The sequence below is a fragment of the Gracilibacillus timonensis genome, from assembly GCF_900086715.1.
GTDB lineage: Bacteria > Bacillota > Bacilli > Bacillales > Amphibacillaceae > Gracilibacillus > Gracilibacillus timonensis.
Map to the genome: position 1 here is coordinate 497,189 of NZ_FLKH01000012.1, position 25,949 is coordinate 523,137.

A 25,949-nucleotide genomic window follows, 5' to 3' on the forward strand; every position below is an offset into this window, starting at 1 on the left:
ATGGCACAGAAATCCATTTCTATAAAAGGCGCTCGCGCACACAATTTAAAAAATATATCTATAGATATTCCGAAAGATAAATTAGTAGTTTTAACTGGACTTTCTGGCTCTGGTAAATCCTCTTTGGCATTTGATACGATATATGCCGAGGGGCAACGACGCTATGTCGAGTCTTTATCAGCTTACGCGCGACAATTTCTAGGACAAATGGACAAGCCGGATGTCGATTCAATCGAAGGGTTGTCACCGGCCATTTCAATCGATCAGAAAACAACGAGTAAGAACCCTAGATCTACCACAGGAACCGTCACCGAGATTTATGATTATATGCGTTTATTGTTTGCTAGGGTGGGGCATCCTATTTGTCCGAAGCATGGGGTGGAAATCACTTCACAAACGGTCGAAGAAATGGTCGATCGTGTAATGGCATATCCAGAACGAACGAAATTACAGATTTTGTCACCCGTAATTTCAGGCAGAAAAGGTACACACGTCAAAGTGTTGGATAATCTGCAAAAGGAAGGCTACATCCGTTTACGTATCGATGGCGAAATGCGGGAGATCACCGATGATATTCAATTAGATAAAAACAAGAAACACTCGATTGAAGTAGTGATTGACCGTATTGTTGTGAAAGAGGGGATCACGGGTCGCTTATCCGATTCTTTGGAGACGGCATTAAGACTAGGAGAAGGCAAAGTGATTGTCGATATTATCGGAGAGGAAGAGCTATTATTTAGTGAGAATCATGCTTGTCCGATTTGCGGTTTTTCGATTGATGAATTAGAACCACGCCTGTTCTCCTTTAACAGTCCTTGGGGAGCTTGTCCTACATGTGATGGTTTAGGTTCCCAATTGGAAGTTGATATGGATTTGGTTGTGCCTAACAAGGATTTGTCGTTGAACGAAGGAGCAATTGTGCCGTGGGAACCGATCAGCTCCCAATATTATCCACAACTTTTAAAAAGCGTTTGTGACCATTATCAGATTGATATGGATACACCAGTCAAGAAACTCCCGAAAAAACAATGGGATAAAATCCTTTACGGAAGTGGGAAAGATCGTATCCATTTTCGTTATGAAAATGACTATGGTATGCTCCGCGAAAATGATATTCACTTTGAAGGTGTGATCCAGAATATTTCCCGTCGTTATCATGAAACGTCTTCTGATTTTATTCGTGAGACAATGGAGAAATACATGACGCAAAAACCATGCCCTACTTGTAAGGGATATCGTTTAAAAGAAGAGGCATTAGCCGTTAAGATAAACGGCAGACACATTGGGGAAGTAACCGATTTGTCGATAGCGGATGCCTTAGATTTCTTTCGCACAATGGAATTAACAGAGAAGGAAGAGCAAATTGCACACATGATTGTGCGTGAATTAGATGATCGTTTAAGCTTTTTAATCAATGTCGGGTTGGAATATCTGACGCTTTCTCGATCGGCAGGTAGCTTATCGGGTGGCGAGGCACAGCGTATTCGTCTGGCAACTCAGATAGGCTCTGCCTTAACAGGGGTTTTATATGTACTGGATGAACCTTCCATTGGTCTGCACCAACGTGATAATAATCGTCTAATCCAAACATTGGAACGAATGCGAGATTTAGGAAACACCTTGATCGTCGTAGAACATGATGAAGATACGATGTTGGCAGCGGATTACTTAATTGATATTGGTCCTGGTGCTGGTGAGCATGGCGGTGAGGTAGTGGCACAAGGGACACCAAAACAAGTGATGAAGAAAAAGAAATCTCTCACTGGTCAGTACCTATCTGGTGAGCAGTTTATTCCGGTACCTGCTACTCGTCATTCAAACGATGGTCGCTACCTGGAAATCAAAGGAGCGGAGGAAAACAATTTAAAAGATGTAGACGTGAAAATCCCTATCGGTGTGTACACCGCTGTAACAGGTGTATCTGGTTCAGGTAAGAGTACATTAATTAACGAAATTCTTCATAAAAGTCTTTCCATGCAATTACATCGAGGGAAACGCAAACCAGGTAAGCATAAGGAGATTCGTGGGATCGACCAGATTGAGAAGGTCATTGATATTGATCAGTCACCGATTGGCAGGACACCACGTTCTAATCCGGCAACCTATACAGGTGCTTTTGATGATATCCGAGATGTCTTTGCCCAGACCAATGAAGCGAAAATTCGTGGCTATAAGAAAGGCCGTTTTAGTTTCAACGTAAAAGGCGGCCGTTGTGAAGCGTGTCGTGGCGATGGTATTATCAAGATTGAAATGCACTTTTTACCTGATGTCTATGTCCCGTGTGAAGTATGTGACGGGAAAAGATATAATCGGGAAACACTGGAAGTGAAGTATAAAGGGAAAAATATTGCGGATGTATTGGATATGACAATCGAAGAAGGATTGAAATTCTTTGAGAACATTCCCAAAATCAAACGTAAGTTAGAAACCATTTATGATGTCGGGTTAGGTTATATTCGTCTCGGCCAGCCAGCAACTACCTTATCCGGAGGAGAGGCGCAGCGTGTGAAGCTCGCCAGTGAACTCCATCGTCGTTCCAATGGGAAGTCATTGTATATCTTGGATGAACCAACGACTGGTCTTCATATTGATGATATTTCGCGACTGTTGAGTGTCATCCAGCGCTTGGTAGATAACGGAGATACTGTGATTATCATTGAGCATAATTTAGACGTAATCAAGGCAGCCGATCATATTATCGATTTAGGTCCAGAAGGCGGCGATGGTGGCGGCACGATTGTTGCCACCGGAACCCCAGAAGAAGTCGCCGAAGTAGAGGCTTCACATACCGGTTTGTATTTAAAACCGATTTTGGAAAGAGATAAAGCTAGAATGGCAGCAACCATTCAATAAGTAAAAAGTCGCTCCAGCAATATGAGTTATTGCTGGAGCGACTTTTGGTTGTTGCGAAGGTGATGGCATGCCAAATCAATGACTAAGGAACAGGATTTGCTCTCTCCAGTCCGTAAGAATCTAACGGACAAAAAACGACCGAATCGCGAAATACTGTCCGTAAGAATGGATCTCACGGACAAAAAAACGTCAAATCGCGAAATACTGTCCGTAAGAATGAATCTCACGGACAAAAACCCGTCAAATCGCAAAATACTGTCCGTAAGAATAGCATCCATTGCGCTAGGAAGCAGCTAATTCGCAACCCAGTCCCGAATAAGCGGCAAAGACACAGCTCAACCATCCTATTTACGAACGCTTAAAAGTTGATTTCGTTCCTTTTCACTTTGCATATCAAAAGCACTTAGCACGGTTCTATGCTAAAATAAGAAATGCGTCTAGTAAACAGAGGGGGAAATGATGTTGTTATGGAACCAATTGAAATAGGACAGTTACAACAACAAATTGATGCACTGGCAAATAAGGAAGTATATGTTCACTTAGAAACAACTAATGGTGCCTATGCCAATCATTTTAATAAAGATGCCTATAATGTCGGGGCCTTTATTCGTAATGCTAAGGTATCCTATCAACGTGGAAAGGTAGTCGGAACAGGCACCACCTATCGTGTTGGCTTAAAATTAGATATTGGCTGGATCTATGCCGAAGGAGTAAGCCAATATGAAATAGATGAACAAAACCGTCTGCTGATGGCCGGACATGATCGCGAAGGTCGATTGATGGTGGCCCTGGAGATTAGTGAAACACCATTTAGTCATTAGAAAACAAAGGAGGAATAACCATGGCAGAACATGTAGTAGTCATTTATCCACATCCTGACGATGAGGCCTTTGGAGCTTCGGGTACCATTACTACCTTTCGTCAAAAAGGGATTCCTGTTACTTACTTATGTGGTACTTTGGGTGAGATGGGTCGAAATATGGGGAATCCCACTTTTGCCAATCGCGAAACATTACCGGAAATCCGCAAAAAAGAATTAATCAAGGCCTGCAAAGTGATGGATATTCAATTAGAAATGCTCGGCTATCGTGATAAAACACTGGAGTTCGAGTCGCGAGAAGAGGTAGCAAACAATCTTTATCGTTATCTAAAACAAATGAAACCATCACTTGTTATCACACATTATCCGGGTCACGCCGTTCATCCCGATCATGACGCTTTTGGAGCTGCGGCCATTAGGGCAGTAGAAATGTTGCCAGAAGAAGATCGTCCTACCGTATGGGCACAAGCAATCAGTAATACCCATGTGGAAGAATTAGGAGGTCCTGATATTGAGAACGACGTATCAGATGTATTTGCCAAAAAATTAGAAACCATTATGGCGCATAAATCACAGGCAGATGGCATGTTACAATCAGTAAAAAATGAGGCAGATGATGTGGAGGCAGCCACCAGACAATGGTTAGGTGTAGAATCCTTCTATACGTGGAATGATAAATAATAACAGAATGCCAATGGTAGCACAATGAGTTCATAAAGCATAGACTTATGGCAGGTAAATGATAGGAGGATTCATCATGAACAGGAAATTATATCGTTCGATGACCAATCGTATGTTAGCTGGAGTACTAGGTGGAATGGCAGATACCTTCCGCCTAGATGCGACAATTTTGCGTTTGTTCTATGTTATACTCCTTATTTTTTCTGCAGGCCTTCCATTTATACTGCTCTATATTGCTGCTGTTATTATTATTCCAAAAGAAGGGGAGTCGGTCTAATGCGATTAATTTTATCTCTTGTATTAAATGCTTTAGTGCTTATGTTACTGGATTATTTGTTTGAAGGATTTATGATCAACGGTTTTTGGATGGCATTGCTCGCCGCCGTGATTTTATCGGTCCTCAATGTGATTGTAAAGCCTATTTTGGTTGTTTTAACCTTACCAATCACCATTGTTACACTGGGGCTGTTTTTATTAGTAGTCAATGCGATTACCTTATGGCTTACCCAAATGTTACTGGGATCAAGCTTTATCATCGATGGCTTTGGGGTCGCCATTATATCCGCTATCCTTATCTCCATTTTAAATGCCTTCATCAATCGGATCGTTGATGCATAGAAAAAAGCCGTTATGAGTTATCATAGCGGCTTTTTCTATGCAAGGCAAGGGGGAGCGTAAGAAGATAGAACGGAACATTCATTGGAGGGCGGTCCACCCCTACTCTTATTCACTTATCTTCACTTCTTCTTTTAAATCATTTGATAACACGATTTTAGGGTTTTGCTTCATCCATTCACAAATACATTCCCTGCGATTCCTAGGTGTAACAATAACAGAGCTGTGTTGGTTGAAAAATATTTCGATTCTTTCTGCTATTGGTCCGGCAGCAGGCGCTGTTAATCCACTGTCTATACGGTTCAAGGAAGTGATATTGGAAATAGCTATTGTTTTTTGAAAAGGACCGCTTGGATCAAAAGCATTTCATTTTCTATTGTATAAGTAATCATATACGGGATAGCACAAATGATAATAATCAACATAACCCAATAGTCACCTGAAGTATAGCTGATGACAAGTAAAAACATTCCTGTGATGATTATGAGGTAGTTCAAAGCCTTTGCATAACTAGTTCTAAAGCGCATTTTCTACCCCAGCTATTCATTATTTTTCGCTAATTTATTCGGTAAGATTAAATGTAGCAGCACCGTCGCCAATGCACCAACCGCTGCACCAGAGGAAAGGATATAACCAACAAAATCCGGTGTAGACTCCAAAGCCTCAGCTGGCAAAATCACGGTAGCAATGGTTAATAAAATCGGAATGCCGATAATCAACATATTTCGATCATCAATCATAATCGGTTGAATAACCTTCATTCCATTTGCCACAATTGCTACACAAACAATACCAAAAATCCCATTAATCACTGGTTCAGGAATACAAGTAATGGCAGTGGACAGCTTAGGAATCAATCCCAAAGCAATCAAGATAAAACCACCAGCCATAATGGCTGTACGACTCGCTACCCCAGTGATGGCCAGCAAACCGGCATTGGATGAATAGCCTGTCATCGGTGTACTTCCAAAAAGGGAACCGACAAAACAGCCAAGACCTTCACCAAAGGAAGCGCGATTTAAACGTTCTTCATTTAATTCTTTTCCCGTAACCGAAGAAACGACAAACCAAGTACCGGTCGTTTCAATTAAAATAATAAAATAAACAAATACCATCGTTAAAATGGCACTGATATCAAACACAGGTGCACCAAACGGAAAGAATTTCGGCAAAGAAAACCAAGCAGCATCCTTTACAGGTGAGAAATCTACCTGCCCAAAGAAACTCGCCGTAACCGTACCAATTAGAATGGCAATTAATACAGATATGATGCGAATCGTCGTACCAAGCTTGCCTTTATTTCTCCCTAACATGATACATAGCATTAATATACCGGCAGTCACCCCGGCAATCAATATATTATGCCAGATGTTCCCTGGTGAACCATAAATATTATTCATTCCAATTGGCATGAGGGAGATGCCGACAATAATAATCACCGTCCCGCCAACTAATGGTGGAATAATCTTTTGTACGACTTTGGCAAACCATTTTAGCGGATAACCGATCAAGGCAATGATAAGGGCCCCTGGGATCAAGCTTCCAGCGATGGCGCCTAATCCTAGCTTACTCCCAATTGCGCCAATCGCACCAATTGGTACATAGGATGGGCCTTGCACCACAGGTAGTCGAATCCCGAACTTCGTTTGAATAATCGTTCCAATTCCTGTCGCAAGGAAACACATTTGAATAAAGAAAGACATATTGGCAGTTGATAAGGAAAGAATGCCGGCAATGATAATAGGTGCAATATATAAGTCCATAGCCAGAACGTGTTGCAGACCTAGCAAAAAAGCTTTCTTTACCCCGATTTTTTCATCGATTCCGACGACGATATTTGTTTTTTGTGTTTGCACATGTTAGCCCCCTTTAATAAATACTTCCCGATGTTACTTTGTCGTTGTCCGAATCGCTACACGGAAGGAAAGTGAACATCCTAATAAGTCTCATTTCATTATAGCGTCTTTTGGCTATAATTCAACAGAAAACGAATAAAAATATAAATTTCTTATAAAATGTTCGTATTATATTGCGAAAAGCTGTCGATTAACGTAAAATGGGGATAAATATGCGTGAAAGAAGGGTGTGTAACGATGCGTTTAACAGAAGAAGTGTTGGAAAACGATTGGGTGGTTGCTTGTCCAGCCGCGGATGTGCCTGAAGAGCCAATCCAAGTCGTTATTCTCAATGAGAGAGTGGTTATTTTTAGAAATGAAAGTGGGGTACATGCATTTAAAGACTTGTGTATTCACAGGGGAGCCGCCTTATCACAAGGAAAGGTCAAGGACGGTTGTTTGGTATGTCCCTATCATGGCTGGGAGTATGATGAATCAGGTAACTGTGTACATATTCCTCAATTGCCAAAAGATCGGCCGATTCCGAAAAAGGCGAAGGCCATCAAATATGCATGTAAAGAGGCATATGGTTTTATTTGGGTCAATCTTAATGACAACCAACCGAACTTATTCGAATATCCGGAATATAGCAATGCTAATTACCGTAATATTATTTGGGGCGGTCACACGGTAGAAGCAAAACCACCACGTATCATCGAAAATTTCTTGGATGTGGGTCACCTAGCTGTATTGCATGGCGGCTGGTTGGGTGATGAAGAACATACCGAGATTAAGCCTTACAAAATGAATACGCAGGAGGATGGTTCGATTTTCTCTGATGAAATTCCGATCTTCCAGCCCGATCCAGATGGGTCTGGAACAGCAAAGGATGTCTACTACACCTATGGTATCTATCGTCCGCTTGCCGTTCGGTTTACCAAACGCGATCCAGATACGGATCAAAAGTTTACGATCTTATTATTAGTCCGTCCGATTGATGAGGAACGTTCGATGGTATATGGGATCATGTCGTTTAATTACGATAATGGGCAGACTGATGAGGAGGCAATCCAATTCCAGGATGTTATTTTTGGTCAGGATCAGCCGATTGTGGAAAATCAAAAACCAGAAGACTTACCACTTGATTTACAAGTAGAACTGTCATTGATCAGCGACCGAGTAAGTATTGCCTATCGCCGTTACTTAACGGATATGGGTTTTACATTAGGAACAGCATAATCTATCATTAGGAGGTTAACCTAAACCAACAGGTTAACCTCTTTTACTTTTCATCAAGAAACGATGCGATAACTAGGAAAAGATGGTATAATAAACAGTGTAAGTAGGATAGTATGGTATTTAGAGAAACGTATAAATGGTTTGAAAAAAGGGGATGTTGTCGTATGGTGAAAGTACGGACACAGGATTTGTTAGACCGTTTTCATTTGGAATTGGTGGCTGGCTCTGAAGGAGTGCACCGAGAGATTTTTATGAGTGAAATGGCTCGTCCAGGTATTGAATTAACTGGTTATTTCAAATATTATCCAAAAGATAGATTGCAGTTATTTGGAAAAACCGAGCTTTCTTTTTTTGCGGAATTAACGAGCGAAGAGAAAAAGGATCGCTCTTATCGTTTGTGTACAGATATTACGCCAGGAATTGTCGTGACACGAAATATGGATATACCCGACGAATTAAAGGAAGCCTGTGAGAAATCAGGAGTACCTCTATTACATTCGAAACATAAAACGTCGCGAGTAATCAGTCGGATTACCAACTTTCTTGAAGCGAAGTTTGCCCCTTTCACCGCTATTCATGGCGTGTTAGTGGATATCTACGGTGTGGGTGTCATTATAACCGGTCAAAGCGGTGTAGGTAAAAGTGAAACAGCGCTTGAACTGGTAAAACGCGGCCATCGATTGGTGGCAGATGATAGTGTAGAGATTCGCCAAGAGGATTATGATCGTTTAATTGGTTCTTCTCCTCCATTAATTGAACACTTGTTAGAAATACGAGGGCTTGGTATTATTAATGTGATGACCTTGTTTGGGGCAGGTTCCGTCCGCTCCCATAAAAAGATCTCCCTTGTGATCAATTTAGAGACATGGGATGCCAAAAAGCAGTATGATCGCTTAGGTATCGAGGAAGAAACCATGAAAATCATTGATGTTGATGTTCCTAAGGCGACCCTTCCAGTAAGACCTGGTCGTAATTTGGCAGTTATTATTGAAGTGGCAGCCATGAACTTCCGTTTGAAACAAATGGGGGTTAATGCCGCTGAAGAATTTTCCCAACGATTGACGCAAATGATTCAAAAAGGCGGAGCCGAAGAAGTGGAAATGGAAACCCATTTAGATAGGGAATAGCAGATTGGAGGAAATAAATTTTGTCTTGTGAAGCACCTGCATTAGATCCTGTCTTTCTGCAACTGGGGTCATTATCCATTTATTGGTATGGTGTCATCATTGCTAGTGGTGTGTTTTTGGCATTATGGATGGCGACTAGAGAAGCAGATCGATTAGGTTTAAAAAAAGATTACATAGTGGATTTAGTGATGTTCGCTATCCCGATAGCCATTATCTCTGCAAGATTTTATTATGTTGCCTTCGAATGGGATAATTACGTAGGAGAGCCTTGGTGGAAGATATTTGCTGTCTGGGAAGGCGGGATAGCTATCCATGGAGCGTTAATTGGTTCGGTGTTAACGGCGATTGTTTATACCAGAGTGAAAAAATTATCATTTTGGCAGATAGCAGACATTATGGCACCCAGCCTTCTTGTTGGTCAAGCCATCGGACGCTGGGGAAACTTTATGAACCAAGAAGCGCATGGCGGTCCTATTTCCGAAGCAGCTTATCAAAATTTTCATCAATATTTGCCTGATTTTATTATGAACCAAATGTGTATAGATGGCACGATGTATCATCCAACCTTTTTATATGAATCTGTTTGGAACATTTTAGGATTGATACTGTTGCTGGTATTAAGGAGAAATTCGATTCGTCGCGGCGAATTATTCTTATCTTATGTTATTTGGTACTCTATTGGTCGTTATTTTATTGAAGGTATGCGTACAGATAGTTTGTATGTGAGTGAAGCCCTTGATCTAAGAGCAGCCCAGCTTATTTCTATTTTGTTAGTGATTGGTTCGGTGTTGCTGATGGTATATCGTCGTAAGAGGGGTTTAGCGGATCATACGTACCAAGGAAAACAGGTGAAAAACAAGTAGCTTGAACAGAAAATCAAGGTGTAGGAAAAAAGAGGGGGAGTACTCCCCTCTTTTTGTTGGTTAGGATGTGGTATGCAGAGAAGATATACTTCGGTATAATAAGGTTTGAACCGATTTTACCTCGATCGACTTTTAGTAAGAAACAGAATGGTGATGATAATACACGAAAGCCAGTCTATATGTTTAATTTTTCGATGAAGCTAAGAAACGAACCTCGCTTCATCATAGACGTTTGGGTCATAAGAATGAATCGATAAGTAATCTTTTTCTTCTAAGAACTGTTGCTTCCAATATAAAAGTCATATGGTGATGAATACCATTGTAGTACGATTTTCAGAGCGATTACTCATCATAAGAACGGTTAAACTCACTGCTAGCGATAAAGCTATCCGACGAGTTTCAGCCCGATTTATCTAATGGACACGTGAATAAACAAAAAAACAAGGAGGAAATATAATGAAAATAGAGACACTATTATTCGATCTAGACGGCACATTAATCAATACCAATGAGCTAATTATTGCTTCATTTGCACACACGTTGGAACAATATGAGGATCGCTCTTATACTAGAGAGGAAATCATCGAATTTATTGGACCGCCTTTAATCGATAGCTTAGGCAAAATAAATCCAGATCAGGCGGAAGAAATGATGAAAACCTATCGCGAGTTCAACATTGCCAATCATGAAAAATATGTAGAAGCATACCCAACGGTTGTAGAAACCATTCAAACATTAAAGGAAGCAGGCTATAAGTTGGGAGTGGTCACTACCAAACTTCACGATACCGCGAAATTAGGCCTGAAAATGACTGGACTTGCAGAATATTTTGATATCGTCATTGGGTTAGACGACATTACCCATGCCAAACCTCATCCCGAGCCTATCTTAACGGCAATGGATGCATTACAGGCTAATCCGATGACTACTATGATGATTGGTGATAATTATCATGATATCGAGGCAGGCCATAATGCAGGTGTACAAACAGCAGGAGTAGCCTGGTCTATCAAAGGGAAAGCAATCTTAGAACAATATGATCCAGGGTTTATCTTAGAAGAAATGCGAGATTTGCTAAGTATTGTTGGAGTGGAATAACTATGCGAAAAACCAAACGCTATCGTGTCTATAATGGAAATAGCCTGCATCAAGTGTATCAAACCGTTTCTTTTTGGAAGGTAATGAAGAATTTTATCATTATTCAAATAGCACGTTATACCCCATTTCTCTCTGTAAAGAATTGGCTGTATCGAACATTTCTAAGAATGGAGGTCGGGAAGCAGACAGCTTTTGGCTTGATGGCCATGCTAGATATCATGTTTCCAGAGAAAATTCATGTTGGAAACAATACGATTATCGGTTATAATACAACGATTTTGGCTCATGAATATTTAATTGAAGAATACCGGTTAGGGGATGTTAGCATCGGTGACGAGGTCATGATTGGTGCAAATAGTACCGTGTTGCCAGGTGTGACGATTGGAGATCGTGCCGTAGTGGCTGCTGGAACTGTTGTTCATCAAGATGTGGAACCAGGCACATTTGTGGCAGGTAATCCAATGCGTCTGATCTACACGGCCGAACAGATGGAACAAAGACAACGTGAGGACCTGTTTTTACAAGGGTAAAAAGAAGGTACCAATATCAAGAACAATTATGTTATAATGCATGAGTTACTGCATTTGCAGGAGAAGGGAGGAGCGAATACGGTATGTCTAAGAATCAACTGCTGCAAGATAACCTAATACCATTCATTCCGGATGGAGAGTTCTATTTCACGAAGGGAGTAGAGGCTTATCAAAAACGGAAATTCGACCTCTCTTTAAAGTGGTTTCAAAAAGCGGTAGAGCAGAAGCCTACCAACCCGTTATATTTGTGCCAGGCCTCGATTGTGCATACCGAGGTAGGGGAATATCATCTCGCTAATCAGTTGCTAACTAAAGTGCTGGCTCATCATGGTGAGGAATATGTAGACTGTTATTATTTATTAGCAAACAATTATGCTCACCTGGGACTGATACAAGATGCCATCAAATACACCACCTTATATTTAGAGCATAACACGGATAATGAGTTCGAAGAAGAGGCAGAAGAATTGCTGCACATGTTGGATGGTGTGGAGGAAGAGACGGATGAGGATTGGCTGTTAGAGGAAGAAGATGATCTGCTTATGTATCAGGAGACGGCCTTTTATCATCTGGAACGTGAGGAATGGGCAGATGCGATTGCGATACTGGAAGAAATGATCACCCTTTTTCCCGAATTCCCACAGGCAAGACAGGAGTACCATTATGCCTTATTTTATGCAGGGGAAAGAGACAAGGCGATTGCTTTGGAAGAAAACTATTGGCAAGAGCATCCCAATACCTTATTTAGCTGTATGAATTTAACGGTTTTTTACCATGATATAAAAGAGCAAGAAAAAACAGATGGCTTTATCGCATTATTGGATAATATTTATCCTTTGCATGAACAGCAAAAGCTAAGGATGGCTGTTACTTTTGCCCATGTGGGGCTTTATCAAAAGGCGTTGCAGCGTTTTAAATTACTGCATAAATCTAAATTAAAGGGTCACCCTTCTTATTATAAATGGTTTAGTTTATGTCACTATCAAGCAGGTACCTCTGTAATGGCCGATCGGTTATGGGAAGAGGGCTGTCGTCAACATCAAGTATTGGCTGACCAGCGTCCCCCATGGCAAAAATGATGATTGAGCAAATTAGTAGACCTTTTGCCATAAAGGCTTGATAATAAAAGCTAAGAAGCGGAAGAGAGGATGACGAAAATGACAGAGGAAAGAATATATGATGTGATTATTGCAGGTGCAGGGCCAGCAGGGATGACCGCTGCGGTTTATACGTCACGTGCAAATTTAGATACATTAATGTTGGAACGAGGAATTCCGGGCGGACAGATGGCCAACACAGAAGATGTGGAGAACTATCCAGGTTATGACCATATCCTTGGTCCGGATTTATCGACTAAAATGTATGATCATGCTAAAAAATTTGGTGCGGAGTATGCTTACGGTGATATCAAAGAGGTAATCGATCATGGCGATTATAAAACAATTATCGCTGGGGCGAAAGAATATAAAACAAAGGCTTTAATTATTACAACTGGTGCGCAATACAAGAAATTAGGTGTGGACGGTGAAGAAGAATTAGGCGGTCGTGGTGTATCTTATTGCGCCGTTTGTGATGGGGCCTTCTTTAAAGAAAAGGAACTATTCGTTATCGGCGGGGGAGACTCGGCTGTAGAAGAAGGCGTCTATTTGACAAGGTTCGCCAGTAAAGTAACGATCGTTCACCGCCGTGATGAATTGCGTGCACAGAAAATTTTACAAGATCGTGCCTTTAATAACGATAAAATCGACTTCATCTGGGATACGGTGGTTAAATCCATTAATGAAAAAAATGGCAAGGTGGGCAGTGTCACTTTGTATAACAAAAAAACAGGTCAGGAATATGATCAAGAGATCGATGGTACTTTCATTTATATCGGTATGGTACCACTAAGTGAGCCGTTCCAATCGTTAGGTATTACCAATGAAGAAGGTTATATTCCTACAAATGAAAATATGGAAACCAGTGTACCAGGTGTATTTGCGGCTGGAGATATCCGTGAAAAACAACTGCGTCAAATTGTTACTGCTACAGGTGATGGCAGTATTGCCGCACAAGCAGCGCAGGCTTACATCGAGAATTTGGAAGAAGCGGTACAGACGCTGGGCTAGTCTTGTAATGGTTTAGACATATAACGTTACTGGAAATTAATCCGGCTGTAACACGGACGAAATAAAAAGGTGATACAATGTAGTTAACTAATTGACCCCCTTTTTAATAATATAGAAACGTTGGACGGCATAGGTTTTCATACCTATGCCAATTTTTTTGTTGGTAGAGCGCTTCTACTCTGTGTATAATAGATGTAGAAGTTGTTCAAAAAGAGAATTGCTTTTTTGGACACGCACATATACATAATCATCGTTATCTAACGTATGAATAATAGAGTGAGGAGTGTGCGTTTATGGGGAGACAATCAGAGGAGATACAATTAGTTGTGATCACCGGGATGTCTGGTGCAGGGAAGACGGTAGCTGTACAAAGCTTTGAAGACTTGGGTTACTATTGTGTAGATAATCTCCCGCCAGCTCTTTTACCCAAATTTTTGGAGTTAATGAAGGACGCAACGAATAATATTCAAAAGGTAGCCCTTGTGATGGATTTAAGAGGAAGAGAATTTTTTGACAGTTTATTTGAGGCATTGGATAAGCTTGGTCAAGAAGAATGGCTGGAGGAACAGATTCTGTTTCTAGACGCGGAGGACAATGTACTTGTATCACGCTACAAGGAATCACGCCGGTCCCATCCATTAGCACAAGACGGTCTGCCCTTAGAGGGTATTCATGCCGAGCGGAAAATCCTTAGTGAACTGCGTGGACGCTCGCAACATATTATTAATACATCTAAACTAAAGCCAAAAGAATTACGTGAAGAGATTGTCGAGCGATTTAGTAAAAAGGATCAAGAAATATTCTCTGTTCATACCGTTTCCTTTGGATTTAAATATGGTTTGCCAATTGATGCCGATCTTGTTTTTGATGTGCGTTTTTTACCTAACCCACATTATATTGAGCATATGCGTCCATTAACAGGATTAAGCACGGAGGTATCCTCTTATGTATTTAAATGGTCAGATACACAGAAATTTTTAGAAAAAACGGTTGATTTATTGCAATTTATGCTTCCACAATATAAACGAGAAGGGAAAAGCCAGCTCGTTATTGCGATCGGTTGTACAGGCGGACAGCATCGATCGGTAGCTATTGCAGAGTATCTAGCAAAACATTTCCAAAAAAATTATGTCACACATGTAAGCCATCGTGATATAGACAAACGGAAGGGATAAATATGGCACAAACGAAACAGAAAAAAGTCGTGGTGATTGGCGGAGGGACAGGAATGCCTGTTGTCTTGCGCGGTTTGAAACAACATCCGATTGATTTATCAGCGATTGTTACCGTGGCCGATGACGGAGGCAGCTCTGGTCGATTACGCACAGAACTGGAGATGCCTGCACCAGGAGATATTCGCAATGTGATTGCCGCCTTATCTGATGTAGAGCCGATGTTGATGCATCTATTTCAACACCGATTTACTAAGGGCAATGACTTGTCAGGACATTCGATGGGAAACCTGTTATTAGCAGCAATGACTTCAGTAACAGGAGATTTTTATACAGGAATCAAAGAAATTTCACGCGTATTAAATGTGAAAGGCAACATCTATCCGATTGCAAATCAGAATATGTTTTTACATGCAGAATATGAGGATGGTCAAATTGTGGTTGGGGAATCCAATATTCCTAAAGAAAACAAGCGGATTAAGCGCGTTTTTTTAAAGCCTAATCCCGTTTTGCCATTGCCGGAGGCGGTCACGACAATTCGTGAAGCCGATTTGGTCGTTATCGCCCCGGGAAGCTTGTACACCAGTATATTGCCGAACCTGATTGTTCCGCAGATTGGCAGGGCTTTGTATGAAACAAAGGCAAAAGTGGTGTATGTATGTAATGTGATGACACAGGCAGGAGAAACAAATGATTATACAGCATCCGATCATGTCCAAGCGATTATGGATCATATTGGGGATGGCTGTATTCAATCCGTTGTTGTTCATAATCAATCGATTGATCCTAGTTTAAAGTTAGTATATGCAGAAGAAAATGCTGCACCGGTACGATATGATTTAGAGCGATTAAGATCGATGGGATTAGAGGTGATTGAAGAGGATATTGTAAAGGATCTGAACCAGTCATTACGTCATGATACGGATAAAGTAGCGAAGGTGTTGTGCTCGTTAATGGAATAAAAAGAGAGAGGAGGGAATACGTTGTCATTTGCCGCAGATATCAAGAAGGAACTGACGAATGTAGAAAGTGAAGACTGCTGCAAGCAAGCCGAACTTGCTGCATTAATCCGCATGAATGGAGCGATTTCTTTCTCCAGAAATCACTACTCATTAGACGTGCAAACGGAAAATGCCGCCATCGCCAGACGGATTTACACCTTAATTAAGTCGATATACGAGCTTCCTGTAGAATTACTAGTTCGTAAAAAAATGAAATTAAAGAAAAACAATGTGTATATTGTACGAATGAAGCAGGGTGTTAAGGAGATGCTGCAGGATTTAGAAATTTTGCTAGAGCCTTTGCAGTTTATTCATACGATCTCGGATAAATATACCAAACAGGAATGCTGTCGCAGGGCTTACCTCCGGGGTGCTTTTTTGGCAGGAGGATCGGTTAATAATCCAGAAACCTCGTCCTATCATTTAGAGATTTATAATTTCCACGAACAACATAATCAATCCTTATGCGATCTTCTCAATGAATATGGCCTGCATGCACGTGTATTAGAACGGAAAAAGGGATATATTGTGTATATAAAGGAAGCCGAAAAGATCACCGAATTACTAAACTATATGGGGGCACACCAGGCGCTGTTTAAGTTTGAGGATGTAAGAATTGTTCGCGATATGCGGAATTCGGTGAACAGACTCGTTAATTGTGAAACGGCAAACTTGAATAAAACAATTGGTGCAGCCTTTCGTCAAGTGGAAAACATTCGATTTATTGATCAAACGGTAGGATTAGAGGCCTTGCCAGATAAACTGCAAGAAATTGCACGATTACGAATCGAACATCAGGATGTTACCCTGAAAGAACTGGGGGAGATGTTGTCAGGTGGTAAAATAAGCAAATCTGGTATTAACCATCGACTGAAAAAAATTGATCAATTTGCAGATCAGTTGCGTGGCGAGGCTTTGCCGATAGAATAAGCAGCGATAGGGAGATTACTCTTCCTATTGTTTGTGGATTATAATGATAACGGTTACGAAAAGGAGGAGTTTAAATATGGTAGAACAAGAAGTGGTTATTGCAATAGAGCCGGGTTTACAAGCAAGACCTGCAGCACAATTTGTCCAAATGGCAAATAACTATACATCAGATATTTATATTGATAAGGATAATAAGAGGGTAAATGCCAAGAGTATTATGGGATTAATGAGCCTTGTGCTGACAAAAGGAAGCAGTATTAGAATCGTTGTAGACGGCAATGATCAAAAAGAGGCCTTAAATGATTTGGTGAAATTTGTTGAGGCTGGATGATCGTTATGTAAAGATCTTTGGGAAAGAATGGAGTCTCATTTTTATTTGGTGGATTGAACGTCGTGTATGTACCAAAATGAAGTAACAAAAAAGATGGATGATTTACTTGAATAATTTCCTAATGGTTTTACCTGCAGCATGTCCTGTAATATGTCGGCCGATTCGTTTGCCGGCTTTTCCTTTTCTAACGGCGTCTACATCATTCCACACACGTAATATTTTTTAAATAGTGGATTTAAGGCTCACTTTTTGCCTGCTTTTATTCATTAAATTGACATGATCATTCCGTTTAATTTTATCATCAAAAAGTGGTGTTGCAAAAAGCAACACCACTTTTGGGCTGTAGGTTAATCAACTACTTATTTTGAGTTATCTGGTTTTTTCTCCATCACTTGGTCGATTAAACCATATTCTTTTGCTTCTGCAGCCGTTTTGAAGTTATCGCGATCGGTATCTTGCTCGATTACTTCTAATGGTTGACCGGTGCGATCAGCAAGGATTTGGTTTAATTTCTTACGCATTTCGATGATGCGGTTGGCATGAATTTGAATATCGGATGCCTGACCTTGTGTACCACCCAATGGTTGGTGAATCATCACTTCACTATTTGGCAGGGCAAAACGTTTTCCTGGTGCACCTGCTGTTAATAAGAAGGCACCCATCGAAGCTGCCATACCGATACAGATGGTAGAGACATCTGGTTTAATAAACTGCATCGTATCATAGATAGCCATACCTGCTGTGATAGATCCCCCAGGTGAATTAATATACAAAGAAATATCTTTGTCTGGGTCTTCTGCTGCTAAGAACAGCATTTGTGCTACAATGCTGTTGGAAACATTGTCATCAATACCGCTTCCCAGCATAATAATCCGATCTTTTAATAGGCGAGAATAAATATCATACGCGCGCTCGCCACGATTCGTTTGTTCAATAACTGTAGGTATTAAATTCATAAAAAGGTTCCTCCTTTAAACACTTACTTGGTTCACATTTCTTTTGTGACTATACTTATCATAACGCATTGGTCAAAAAAGGTCAAAAGATTTGTATGCCTATTGCAAAACAACTATTAGTCACACCTATAAGAAGCGGTTACAGTGCTGTTCTTCTCGTATAACGACCATCCGCTATCTTGATTTTCTATCTTCATCCTACCCTTAACGGCTTTACTTTAAACATTGGATTGTGAACCTTCGGTGATGTTTATTTTTTAGTCAAAACCATTCAAATGCCTGAGGTGATGAAGTCTACACTTTCTGGAATCTAAAAAACACCTGTAGTATGAACAGGTGTTAGGTGTACAAGATATTACAGATCATTGTTATATCAATGATCTGTGTTAAAGCAGACGCGCCCGGAGGGATTCGAACCCCCGGCTCATGGTACCGGAAACCATTGCTCTATCCCCTGAGCTACGGGCGCAAATGTTCGATTGCAAAACGTTGATTTGACGGGGGTTATAGGCGTTTTCTGAAAAAGTGCTCACGGTGTTTTTACTCGGTGTCGGGACTGCGCTCACGGTGTCGGTAGAAACGTTCCTAATAGTTTATGCCTTCATTTTAACGAAGGAGGCGTTATTTTTATGGCGACATTTAGTAGAAAATTCAACCGAAACACTTTCGAAGGGGAGCGTAAAGATGTCCCCGGAAAAGACCGCAAAATGAGAGTGGACGAAATGGCTTCGGAAGTTGTACGGCTAAGGAAGTCGGAAGGAGCTAGAGAACGGACGTTGACAGATTATAAGAAGTTTTTCGAAGAGTTTCGGGAGGAGGCGCACCCCCTACCTAAGTATGCGGACGAGCTTACAGCGGACGATTTTCGTAAATTCATTAACCGTTTATTAGAGCGAGGTTTAGAGCCAGCTACCGTCAATATCCGAATGAATGCCGTTCGATCTGTCGTCAATCATTTATTCAAGAAAAAGCTGATCGGCGAAAGTAATCCGGTAGAATCCGTCAAGAAGTTGAAAGTCGATCAGAACGCAAGTCAACCGTTAGAAGATAACCAGATACGGAGAATATTCTCTGTCGTTGACAAAAATTTATTTTCCGGCTATCGGGACTATTGCGCTATGCTGCTTATGTTAAAAAGTGGGCTTCGGATTAACGAGGTGAATGCCTTAGATGAAACGGACATTAACTTTGACCAACGTTATATCTTACTTCCGGGGTCGAAGAACAAGAACCGCAAAACGAGAATTGTCCCTATAACCGAACAGGTTGCGGAAGAGCTTCGAACTTTAATAGAAGAGCAACACTATTACTTCGGAGATGTAGAGGACGTGGATACCGTCGAAGAAAATGAAGAAGAAGGCAGCAAGGAAGTTACGAACGTATTCCGAAATACCGACGGAAGCCCTATTTCCGAAAACGGGATTCGCCGAAACATGTACCGTTATAAACAGCGGGCAGGCTTGCCGAGTAGTTGTAAGGTTTCTCCGCATACGCTTCGTCACACTTTCGCCGTTAATTTTATGCGATTAGGCGGAGACATCCGGGCGTTAATGGAGATTCTAGGGCATACTTCGCTAGAGACAACGCAGGTTTACTTGAAATATTCGAAGGATACTATACTTGATCGATACAGGATCGTGGAGGAAAAGGACGATTTTTCTTTGTAGACGAAAGAGGGCGTATTAAGTTGCGCTCTTTTTTCTATATACACGTACTCCGTCCTCACCTCCGGTTCCTTCTGCTCCAACTTTTCCGCTTTTGCATTCGCTAACCTTTCTCGGTCTTGTGCGGATTCCGCTTGTTGCTCGGCTTTCTCTTTCGCCTGCGTTTCCGCCTTTAACTGGCGTTTTAATTCCCGAAGTTCTTTTACCGTCATTTCGTCCGGCGTTTTTTCTTCGCCTTTGGCGGTTGTGTGAGTGGCGGTGCGTTCGGATTCCGGCAAAGTTGCGATAAGGTGTAAGGCATTTAAACCGAAATGTGTATACGTAGACACATCGTCTTGCTTTAATTCCTCGTATACCTTAATAAACTTCGCCGATACCGACCTGTCAATCTCAACCTCCTCCAACCACTTCCCGAACTCTCCATGCGCTAAGTCACTCTCCTTAACGTGCTTCAAGCGCCTTCCAATCTCGAAAATAGCTTCGCCTGCAATTCGCTTGTACGTAGTTATTTCCGTTGTGATGACGTTTAAGTCCGTCGATAGCTCTTGCTTCCGCTCTTGTTCGGCTATTTCAGTCATAACGTTAACCTCCGTCCTTCTAGTCGGTCTTTTTCCGCCCTCTCTTCATCGAGCGTGACTTCGTTGAAGTAGGAACGGAATAGGACTCGTACATCTCGCGTGCATAAAAAAAACGCAAAGGAAGCAAATCCTTTACGCTTTTCGTATTTATTCCGCTAAACTTACTGCAAACCTCGTACCTTGTCGGAAGTTTCCTGTACATTCCGGTTAACCTCCGCAAACCCTTTGCGCATTTCTTCTCGCAAGGAATCCTGCCCGGCGCTCAATTCTCTTACCTGCTCCGTTAAGCTGTCCACTCGCTCCCTCCCCAAGCCGTGCTGTCCTTGCGCTAGCTTGCCTACTTTGTCGATTAGTTGCGCTTGCCCTTCGGCTATTTGGCGCAGTAGTTCTCCGTGTTCCTTTTCGCTCATGATTCTTCGCTCCCTTCGGAGTTTGGTCGTTCCGCTACATAAAGCGCTGCTTGATTCGAGTCCTCTTCCTTATATTCAACCGTTACAATATCCGTTATTTTAAACTGCTTCCCCGTCAATCCGTTCATAACTTCGATAATTTTTAGCAATGTACTATATTTAATCGCCTCCGTTCTTCCATTACAAATATCGGAAAGTGTAGCAGGTCTTATCTTTCCTTCCACGGCTATTTTATTCCGAGTTAACCCGTTTGCTTTTAACGTTTCATCAAGCGTTACTTTAACCATTGGAGTTGTGTTTTTAAAATTCGCCATAAACCTTCCTACTTTCGTTTATTATTACGCTTAATTATACATTAAAAATAGCGCCAAGTAAATTTTATAGTATTACGGCTTGACGTAATGTGATGATTCGTGTATATTTATTACTGTAAATAGTATTACTATAAAACGAAATGGAGCGATTACTTATGACTAACTTAGTATGGATTCAAGGCAACGCAGAAATGACCGAACCAATCGAATGGAACGAAGAAACCGACCCGGTAACGTATGGAACGCCCGCAGAAAAAGCGGAACTCGAAGCAGAGGCGGAGAGAGAAACCAAGATCATCGCAGCATGGGCACACACTCAGATTGAATACGTCATTGCCCGATTCATTGAGGAAGCAGAGTTCACGCCTCGGGAATTAGAAGCAATGGAGGCGGAGCTTGCAGCGAAAGGAGTACGATTTGAATGAGGCGAAACTTCCCGACGTTAGTTAACCTTTATTACGCCGCTTTATTTGTAGGCGGGCTAATCTTTATCATTATTTGCGCAGGAGGGGCTTAGTTATGCAAGTTATTGTACCGGAGTATATGCACGACAAAATAGGCGAGGTTATCAAGCTAAACATGCAAGCGGTCGAGTTAGGAGCGAATAGGCTGCACATGTCCGATAAAATATCGGAGGAGTTGGGGCAGAGCAACCAAAAGGCGTTTGAGTTCGTTTTATGGCAGGCGCTTCATGACCGAGAGGCGTTTCTAAGGGAACGGATATCGAGCTTAGGAGGCGAAAGGTGACGGGCTTAAAGGAACGGAGGGAGGAGGAGGAGGAGGGTAGCGCCTTCCTTCTTCTAGGTTTTCGGTTGGCAATCGTTAACTTGGAGTTAGACCGTTCGTCATCGTCTAAAATGTGAACGAAAATGTTACAGTTTCTTTACAATTACAGACGAATGGGCAACTTAGGTGCTTATTAATACCATATATAGTAGGAAAGGTTTTAAATATCGATAACAAAACGTTGTACAGGGTAATTATGTCCGACAAATTGTTAACACCAAAAAAAGTTTAGGTTATATGGTTGTAACGGGGTTTTATTAATACCATATATAGTATAAGCACTTATTATGGAGGATTATCCATTTTGCCGGATAACTACAGTTTCTAAAAAAGTTTAGGTTATATAGTCACAATGAGGGTTAGTTCGTTTACTAGTAAGTAAGGACAACTTTATATAAAAGTATCAGAACGCTAGCTTTTCGCTAGCTTTTTATTTTCGCCTAAAAGCACAACTATAGGCGATAAAATATATTTATTTACAAGGAGGAGTTAAAATGACAAGTATATCAGCAAGCACGTTAACAGCCGAAGAGGTTCGCCTAATCCGCCAATTTTTAGAATTGACGCAAGAGGAGTTTGCCAAAGCAGCAGGGATGACCCGGGCAACTATCGCGAACATCGAAGCAGACAGAGTTATTATCACCGGTAGAAGTTGCCATCGCATTGTTAAGCTACTGGAGCCGGTCAAGTCCGATTTTATTAATTACATGGATATGCGAAGAAAGGTGGCGAAATCGTTGGCAGGGGCGTAGGAAGGCTATAGTCGCCAGTCTCGTACCTGTCAATTCGACAGGTTAGGATTCCGCTACAACAACCGTTTTTATTACGTTATATTCGATAACTACTTTTTCTTCCTACCCTTTAAGGGTTGAACGCTGTACCCCTTGGGGCGCAAGGCTTCATTTTCGAAATAACTACTTTTACTTCCTTATCTATCATTTATACACGGAATTAAATATTCGCTACTGTATATATCGCTAGGCTTTGCCTAGCTGGATTTGATCAATTACATCAAATCCGAAAGGGGAACACTCCGAGAGTTAAATAACTCCGATTAGTGTATTCCGTCAGTGATTTGCGATAAAGGTAGGCGCCTTATAAGTTCAAGGTCAAAGTCAAACCCTTTGCAACTTCGCCTAACGGCTCCGTTGCTGAGTAGATTTATCGGAATGTAGTATATCCGAACAAATATAAGCGAAGCTAATAAGTTACCGGCTTGAACGGTCTTTGTTCAAGGCGGCAGGGTTTAAACATTAGCGGCATATACCGAGGTAAAAAACGCCCTATTTTCTTTTAAGGGTTAAACGCTGTATCCCTTGGCGCTCTAAGCTTCGTAAAAAAATTTAGGAAGGTTTCTTCCTAGAATCATCGTAAAAAAGCAGAAGTTTCGCCAAAAGGGAAACTAAAATTAAACGAGAAAGGAACGAATGAAATGACGAATATAAAAGTAATTGATTTGATTATGGGAAGTGGTAAGTCGGAAAGTACAAATTACATTAGCGCCAACAGATAGCGCCTTATAATGGCGAATCCTACTATCGGTACTATTATTCTTCGGAAAATGTATTCCGTAAATAATAGGCGCTTTTATAAGACTACCTAAACTTGACAAAGTCAAGTTAATTTAGCTTTGCTAAATTTAAGTGTTTTATTAATAGTATTATTCCGAGTAAAAAATAAGTACATTATATACCCTTCGCTAACAGTAAACGTTATACCCTCTGATATAGAAGAGGAGTGACTTTTCAGAGAAAAAAGATGTAACCGTTGGGGCACAAGGGGTTCGGGCGTTTTTTAGCAAAAATTAATGCACATAAAAACCCTCCTATCTATCGAAAAATGCACATAAAAACCCTCCTATCTCGGAGTTATGTAAAAAAAACAATATTAAGGAGCCGATAAAATGACGGATTACAAAAAAGAAACTCAAGCATGGAAAGAGTTAACCGAAGACCAAAAACGCCAACTATTTTCGCTAAAAGAAAATATTGAAGTAGTTGACGGAGTTGTCTACGACAGGCGAACAGGCGAGGATGTGACGGAGAGAGTTAGCGTAACATTAAATATTACACAAGACCAGGCGAACGCCTACAAAGTAATAAAAGAGTTACAAACACACCAAAAAGATAACGGCGGCTTTGTATTCGCTTTCATATCCGAGAGCCAAGCGATTCAAGAACGCTTTCCAAGCCTAACGCAAGCGGACTATGCAATATTAATCTTCATGAGTACGTACCTATCATATAATAGTGGATATTTTAACTACTGTTACCTGGTGCATGACAACGGAAAGAAGATGGATAAGAAAGCGTTAAAAGCATTACTAGGCGTATCAAGGAATAAGTTTCCGGAATTTTATAAGAAACTTGTTGCCGAAGGGATTTTATTAGAATTACCGGAAGGGTTAGCGATTAATCCACACGTATTTTACCGAGGTACTAATGTCGATAAAATTTCGACAGACTACCGATATACTAGAGTATTCAAGCAAACAATCCGAGAGTTATACGGCAAGTTTACCGGACGAACACTAGCAAAGTTAGGCGTTATCTACGCGATTCTACCGTACATTAATTTTAATTATAACACAGTTTGCAAAAACCCGACAGAAGTAATTCCGGATAAGGTTAAACCGATGGAGATAAAGCAACTTGCGAAAGAGTTAGGTTTTGCCGATTATAAACACCTGGCAAAGACGTTAAAGTCGATCAAATATAAAAATAAGGCGGTATTCTTATTCGTAACTGATGGAAGCGATACTAGAAAAAGTTATATTATCGTAAATCCTAACGTCGTTTATGCAGGTAACGGCAAGCACCTAGAAAGTATCAAGGTTCAATTCAACTAACCGTATAAGTATACTTACGCCGGAGTGAAGGAAGGAGCGAGCGAATGACTACAGAACAACTGATTGAGTATCTAAAAGCGCTAGCCGAGCTAAGAAAGGCAGGCTTCCACGTAACTTTAGAGGCAACCGAAGCTATGAAGCAGTTAGACAAATTAACTAAACAGAGTTAGCCGACCAAAGCACGTAAGTTTATTTGTCATGCGCAAAAATGAAAACGCTATGAAAACAAAAAGATCGAATGAAGGAGAGACTAGAATGAACGAACAACTAACCCAAGCACAAGAAACGAAAACAACGGAGATAAAAAGCAAAACGTGCGCCAAGTGCGCCGAAGAAAAGCCGGTAACCGAGTTCACCAAGCATAAAGGCTACAAGGACGGACTAGAGGCGAAATGTAAGACCTGCCGCAGTGTGTATCGCACCACCGGAAAGGGCAAAGCGTTACAAGCCTTACACAACACCCAACGTCGCAGACAGAACGCAGAAACGGAGCTAGGCGAGCAGCTACTTGATACGTTAACAACCGAAGAGGTCGAGGACTTGCAAAACGAACCCGAATGCGCCTACTGTCAAACGCAGCTAACCGAAGAGAACCCAGTTACCTTAGACCACGTTATTCCGTTTAAACACGGAGGCGCTAACGAATACGAGAACCTAGTCGCCTGCTGCCGGTCATGTAACGCAAGAAAAAGAGACGGCTTCTTTTTCGAGTTTCTCCGGGACAACTTCGACCGCCAAGCCGAGTTAAGGTTTCTTCTATTACTAATCGAACGGTACAACGTCGATTTAAGCGACCTTGTCAACGCAGAAACGATCACACAAGCAGCGGAAGCTACTAACGAAGAGCCTACAGAGGAGGAGGAGCCGAGCAATGGATTCGAATGGAAGCGATTACAGTTGTCGAGCGCAAGAGCTTAAAGCCGAGCTAGGCGCCGTTAGCCAAGAACAGATTAGGATAACGAGGGATTTGCAAGAACAACTTGCAGAAATCCAACGAATAAGGTCGGAATTAAACAAGCTACAGAAACAGTTAGAGGAAGCGGAGGAGAAAACCAAATTATGACAGACACCCGAAAAATAAAATCACTACAGCACCGCATACACAAACACGCAAAAGACCATTGCGCTAACCATAAAGACGTAGATAAGTGTTTGTTAACTGACAATGAAAAATGTGTACTTTCGTTTAA

The 25,949-nt window shown here is 41.2% G+C and carries 29 protein-coding genes, 1 tRNA gene and 1 pseudogene; 24 read left to right on the forward strand and 7 right to left on the reverse strand.

The features are described from left to right. The 5 genes from uvrA to BN6556_RS13395 all read left to right on the forward strand — a co-directional run bounded on the left by uvrA (position 1) and on the right by BN6556_RS13395 (position 4,972). Complete coding sequence (uvrA, locus tag BN6556_RS13375; protein ID WP_066192362.1) at positions 1-2,853, forward strand: excinuclease ABC subunit UvrA; 2,853 nt, start codon at positions 1-3, stop codon at positions 2,851-2,853. A gap of 467 nt (positions 2,854-3,320) precedes the next feature. Next, positions 3,321-3,674 (forward strand): YojF family protein, encoded by a 354-nt coding sequence (locus BN6556_RS13380; RefSeq protein ID WP_066192364.1) that lies wholly within the window; start codon positions 3,321-3,323, stop codon positions 3,672-3,674. A 20-nt stretch (positions 3,675-3,694) separates the two neighbouring features. Next, a complete protein-coding gene (gene bshB2 / locus BN6556_RS13385) occupies positions 3,695-4,354 on the forward strand; it encodes a bacillithiol biosynthesis deacetylase BshB2 (RefSeq protein ID WP_066192365.1) in 660 nt (219 codons plus the stop codon). A 76-nt stretch (positions 4,355-4,430) separates the two neighbouring features. Continuing rightward, positions 4,431-4,631, forward strand: a complete 201-nt coding sequence (locus BN6556_RS13390; RefSeq protein WP_066192367.1) for a PspC domain-containing protein — start codon at positions 4,431-4,433, stop codon at positions 4,629-4,631. Next, on the forward strand, positions 4,631-4,972 hold the full coding sequence (locus BN6556_RS13395; protein WP_066192369.1) for a phage holin family protein: 342 nt from the start codon (positions 4,631-4,633) through the stop codon (positions 4,970-4,972). The genes BN6556_RS13390 and BN6556_RS13395 overlap by 1 nt, the downstream gene beginning before the upstream one ends. Before the next feature lie 105 nt (positions 4,973-5,077). Here the strand turns inward: BN6556_RS13395 and BN6556_RS22850 are convergent. Then, a pseudogene (locus BN6556_RS22850) lies at positions 5,078-5,308 on the reverse strand (PH domain-containing protein); the annotation flags it as partial. A gap of 200 nt (positions 5,309-5,508) precedes the next feature. Then, positions 5,509-6,825: a uracil-xanthine permease family protein gene (locus BN6556_RS13405; protein WP_066192373.1), complete on the reverse strand. Its 1,317-nt coding sequence runs from the start codon at positions 6,823-6,825 to the stop codon at positions 5,509-5,511. A 237-nt stretch (positions 6,826-7,062) separates the two neighbouring features. Between BN6556_RS13405 and BN6556_RS13410 the strand changes: the two genes are divergently transcribed. The 11 genes from BN6556_RS13410 to BN6556_RS13465 all read left to right on the forward strand — a co-directional run bounded on the left by BN6556_RS13410 (position 7,063) and on the right by BN6556_RS13465 (position 17,203). After that, positions 7,063-8,043 (forward strand): aromatic ring-hydroxylating dioxygenase subunit alpha, encoded by a 981-nt coding sequence (locus BN6556_RS13410; RefSeq protein WP_066192374.1) that lies wholly within the window; start codon positions 7,063-7,065, stop codon positions 8,041-8,043. 164 nt (positions 8,044-8,207) lie between these two features. Further along, positions 8,208-9,170: an HPr(Ser) kinase/phosphatase gene (hprK, locus tag BN6556_RS13415; protein WP_066192376.1), complete on the forward strand. Its 963-nt coding sequence runs from the start codon at positions 8,208-8,210 to the stop codon at positions 9,168-9,170. A 20-nt stretch (positions 9,171-9,190) separates the two neighbouring features. Continuing rightward, positions 9,191-10,033, forward strand: coding sequence for a prolipoprotein diacylglyceryl transferase (lgt, locus tag BN6556_RS13420; RefSeq protein ID WP_066192378.1), 843 nt, complete (start codon positions 9,191-9,193; stop codon positions 10,031-10,033). Between the two features lie 456 nt (positions 10,034-10,489). Then, positions 10,490-11,131, forward strand: a complete 642-nt coding sequence (gene ppaX / locus BN6556_RS13430; RefSeq protein WP_066192382.1) for a pyrophosphatase PpaX — start codon at positions 10,490-10,492, stop codon at positions 11,129-11,131. Between the two features lie 2 nt (positions 11,132-11,133). Further along, a complete protein-coding gene (locus BN6556_RS13435) occupies positions 11,134-11,661 on the forward strand; it encodes an acyltransferase (protein WP_066192383.1) in 528 nt (175 codons plus the stop codon). An 83-nt stretch (positions 11,662-11,744) separates the two neighbouring features. Then, a complete protein-coding gene (locus BN6556_RS13440) occupies positions 11,745-12,740 on the forward strand; it encodes a tetratricopeptide repeat protein (protein ID WP_066192384.1) in 996 nt (331 codons plus the stop codon). A 78-nt stretch (positions 12,741-12,818) separates the two neighbouring features. Further along, positions 12,819-13,769, forward strand: coding sequence for a thioredoxin-disulfide reductase (trxB, locus tag BN6556_RS13445; RefSeq protein WP_066192386.1), 951 nt, complete (start codon positions 12,819-12,821; stop codon positions 13,767-13,769). 293 nt (positions 13,770-14,062) lie between these two features. After that, on the forward strand, positions 14,063-14,944 hold the full coding sequence (gene rapZ / locus BN6556_RS13450; RefSeq protein ID WP_066192388.1) for an RNase adapter RapZ: 882 nt from the start codon (positions 14,063-14,065) through the stop codon (positions 14,942-14,944). Between the two features lie 2 nt (positions 14,945-14,946). Continuing rightward, positions 14,947-15,903, forward strand: coding sequence for a gluconeogenesis factor YvcK family protein (locus BN6556_RS13455; protein WP_066192390.1), 957 nt, complete (start codon positions 14,947-14,949; stop codon positions 15,901-15,903). Positions 15,904-15,924: 21 nt separating this feature from the next. After that, on the forward strand, positions 15,925-16,872 hold the full coding sequence (gene whiA / locus BN6556_RS13460) for a DNA-binding protein WhiA (RefSeq protein ID WP_066192393.1): 948 nt from the start codon (positions 15,925-15,927) through the stop codon (positions 16,870-16,872). A 76-nt stretch (positions 16,873-16,948) separates the two neighbouring features. Continuing rightward, a complete protein-coding gene (locus BN6556_RS13465) occupies positions 16,949-17,203 on the forward strand; it encodes an HPr family phosphocarrier protein (RefSeq protein WP_066192399.1) in 255 nt (84 codons plus the stop codon). Between the two features lie 359 nt (positions 17,204-17,562). Here the strand turns inward: BN6556_RS13465 and clpP are convergent, their stop codons facing one another. Beyond that, positions 17,563-18,159 (reverse strand): ATP-dependent Clp endopeptidase proteolytic subunit ClpP, encoded by a 597-nt coding sequence (gene clpP, locus BN6556_RS13470; protein ID WP_066192401.1) that lies wholly within the window; start codon positions 18,157-18,159, stop codon positions 17,563-17,565. Between the two features lie 396 nt (positions 18,160-18,555). Beyond that, positions 18,556-18,628 (reverse strand) — tRNA-Arg (locus tag BN6556_RS13475). A 160-nt stretch (positions 18,629-18,788) separates the two neighbouring features. Here BN6556_RS13475 and BN6556_RS13480 point away from each other — a divergent pair. Further along, positions 18,789-19,826, forward strand: a complete 1,038-nt coding sequence (locus tag BN6556_RS13480) for a tyrosine-type recombinase/integrase (protein ID WP_066192402.1) — start codon at positions 18,789-18,791, stop codon at positions 19,824-19,826. On the opposite strand, the gene BN6556_RS13485 is transcribed toward BN6556_RS13480, so the two are convergent. The 3 genes from BN6556_RS13485 to BN6556_RS13495 form a co-directional block, all read right to left on the reverse strand. Continuing rightward, on the reverse strand, positions 19,751-20,401 hold the full coding sequence (locus tag BN6556_RS13485) for a DUF3102 domain-containing protein (RefSeq protein ID WP_066192404.1): 651 nt from the start codon (positions 20,399-20,401) through the stop codon (positions 19,751-19,753). The genes BN6556_RS13480 and BN6556_RS13485 overlap by 76 nt on opposite strands. Positions 20,402-20,562: 161 nt before the next feature. Continuing rightward, complete coding sequence (locus BN6556_RS13490; RefSeq protein WP_066192405.1) at positions 20,563-20,811, reverse strand: hypothetical protein; 249 nt, start codon at positions 20,809-20,811, stop codon at positions 20,563-20,565. After that, complete coding sequence (locus BN6556_RS13495) at positions 20,808-21,125, reverse strand: helix-turn-helix domain-containing protein (protein ID WP_078060099.1); 318 nt, start codon at positions 21,123-21,125, stop codon at positions 20,808-20,810. The genes BN6556_RS13490 and BN6556_RS13495 overlap by 4 nt, the downstream gene beginning before the upstream one ends. A gap of 155 nt (positions 21,126-21,280) precedes the next feature. Here BN6556_RS13495 and BN6556_RS13500 point away from each other — a divergent pair, with 155 nt between their 5' ends. The 7 genes from BN6556_RS13500 to BN6556_RS13525 all read left to right on the forward strand — a co-directional run bounded on the left by BN6556_RS13500 (position 21,281) and on the right by BN6556_RS13525 (position 25,822). Then, on the forward strand, positions 21,281-21,550 hold the full coding sequence (locus BN6556_RS13500; RefSeq protein WP_066192407.1) for a hypothetical protein: 270 nt from the start codon (positions 21,281-21,283) through the stop codon (positions 21,548-21,550). Between the two features lie 94 nt (positions 21,551-21,644). Further along, positions 21,645-21,872, forward strand: a complete 228-nt coding sequence (locus BN6556_RS13505) for a hypothetical protein (protein ID WP_066192409.1) — start codon at positions 21,645-21,647, stop codon at positions 21,870-21,872. A gap of 533 nt (positions 21,873-22,405) precedes the next feature. Beyond that, positions 22,406-22,663, forward strand: a complete 258-nt coding sequence (locus BN6556_RS13510; RefSeq protein ID WP_066192411.1) for a helix-turn-helix transcriptional regulator — start codon at positions 22,406-22,408, stop codon at positions 22,661-22,663. A gap of 1,151 nt (positions 22,664-23,814) precedes the next feature. Continuing rightward, positions 23,815-24,759, forward strand: coding sequence for a hypothetical protein (locus BN6556_RS13515; protein WP_066192413.1), 945 nt, complete (start codon positions 23,815-23,817; stop codon positions 24,757-24,759). Positions 24,760-24,803: 44 nt separating this feature from the next. Next, entirely contained in the window at positions 24,804-24,929 is a 126-nt protein-coding gene (locus BN6556_RS22665) for a hypothetical protein (RefSeq protein ID WP_262361316.1), read from the forward strand. 85 nt (positions 24,930-25,014) lie between these two features. Next, the gene (locus BN6556_RS13520) at positions 25,015-25,677 is read left to right on the forward strand and encodes an HNH endonuclease (RefSeq protein ID WP_066192416.1); all 663 of its coding nucleotides are present in this window, start codon (positions 25,015-25,017) and stop codon (positions 25,675-25,677) included. Further along, positions 25,631-25,822: a hypothetical protein gene (locus BN6556_RS13525; protein ID WP_066192418.1), complete on the forward strand. Its 192-nt coding sequence runs from the start codon at positions 25,631-25,633 to the stop codon at positions 25,820-25,822. Before BN6556_RS13520 ends, BN6556_RS13525 begins: the two co-directional genes overlap by 47 nt. Positions 25,823-25,949 lie beyond the last annotated feature (127 nt).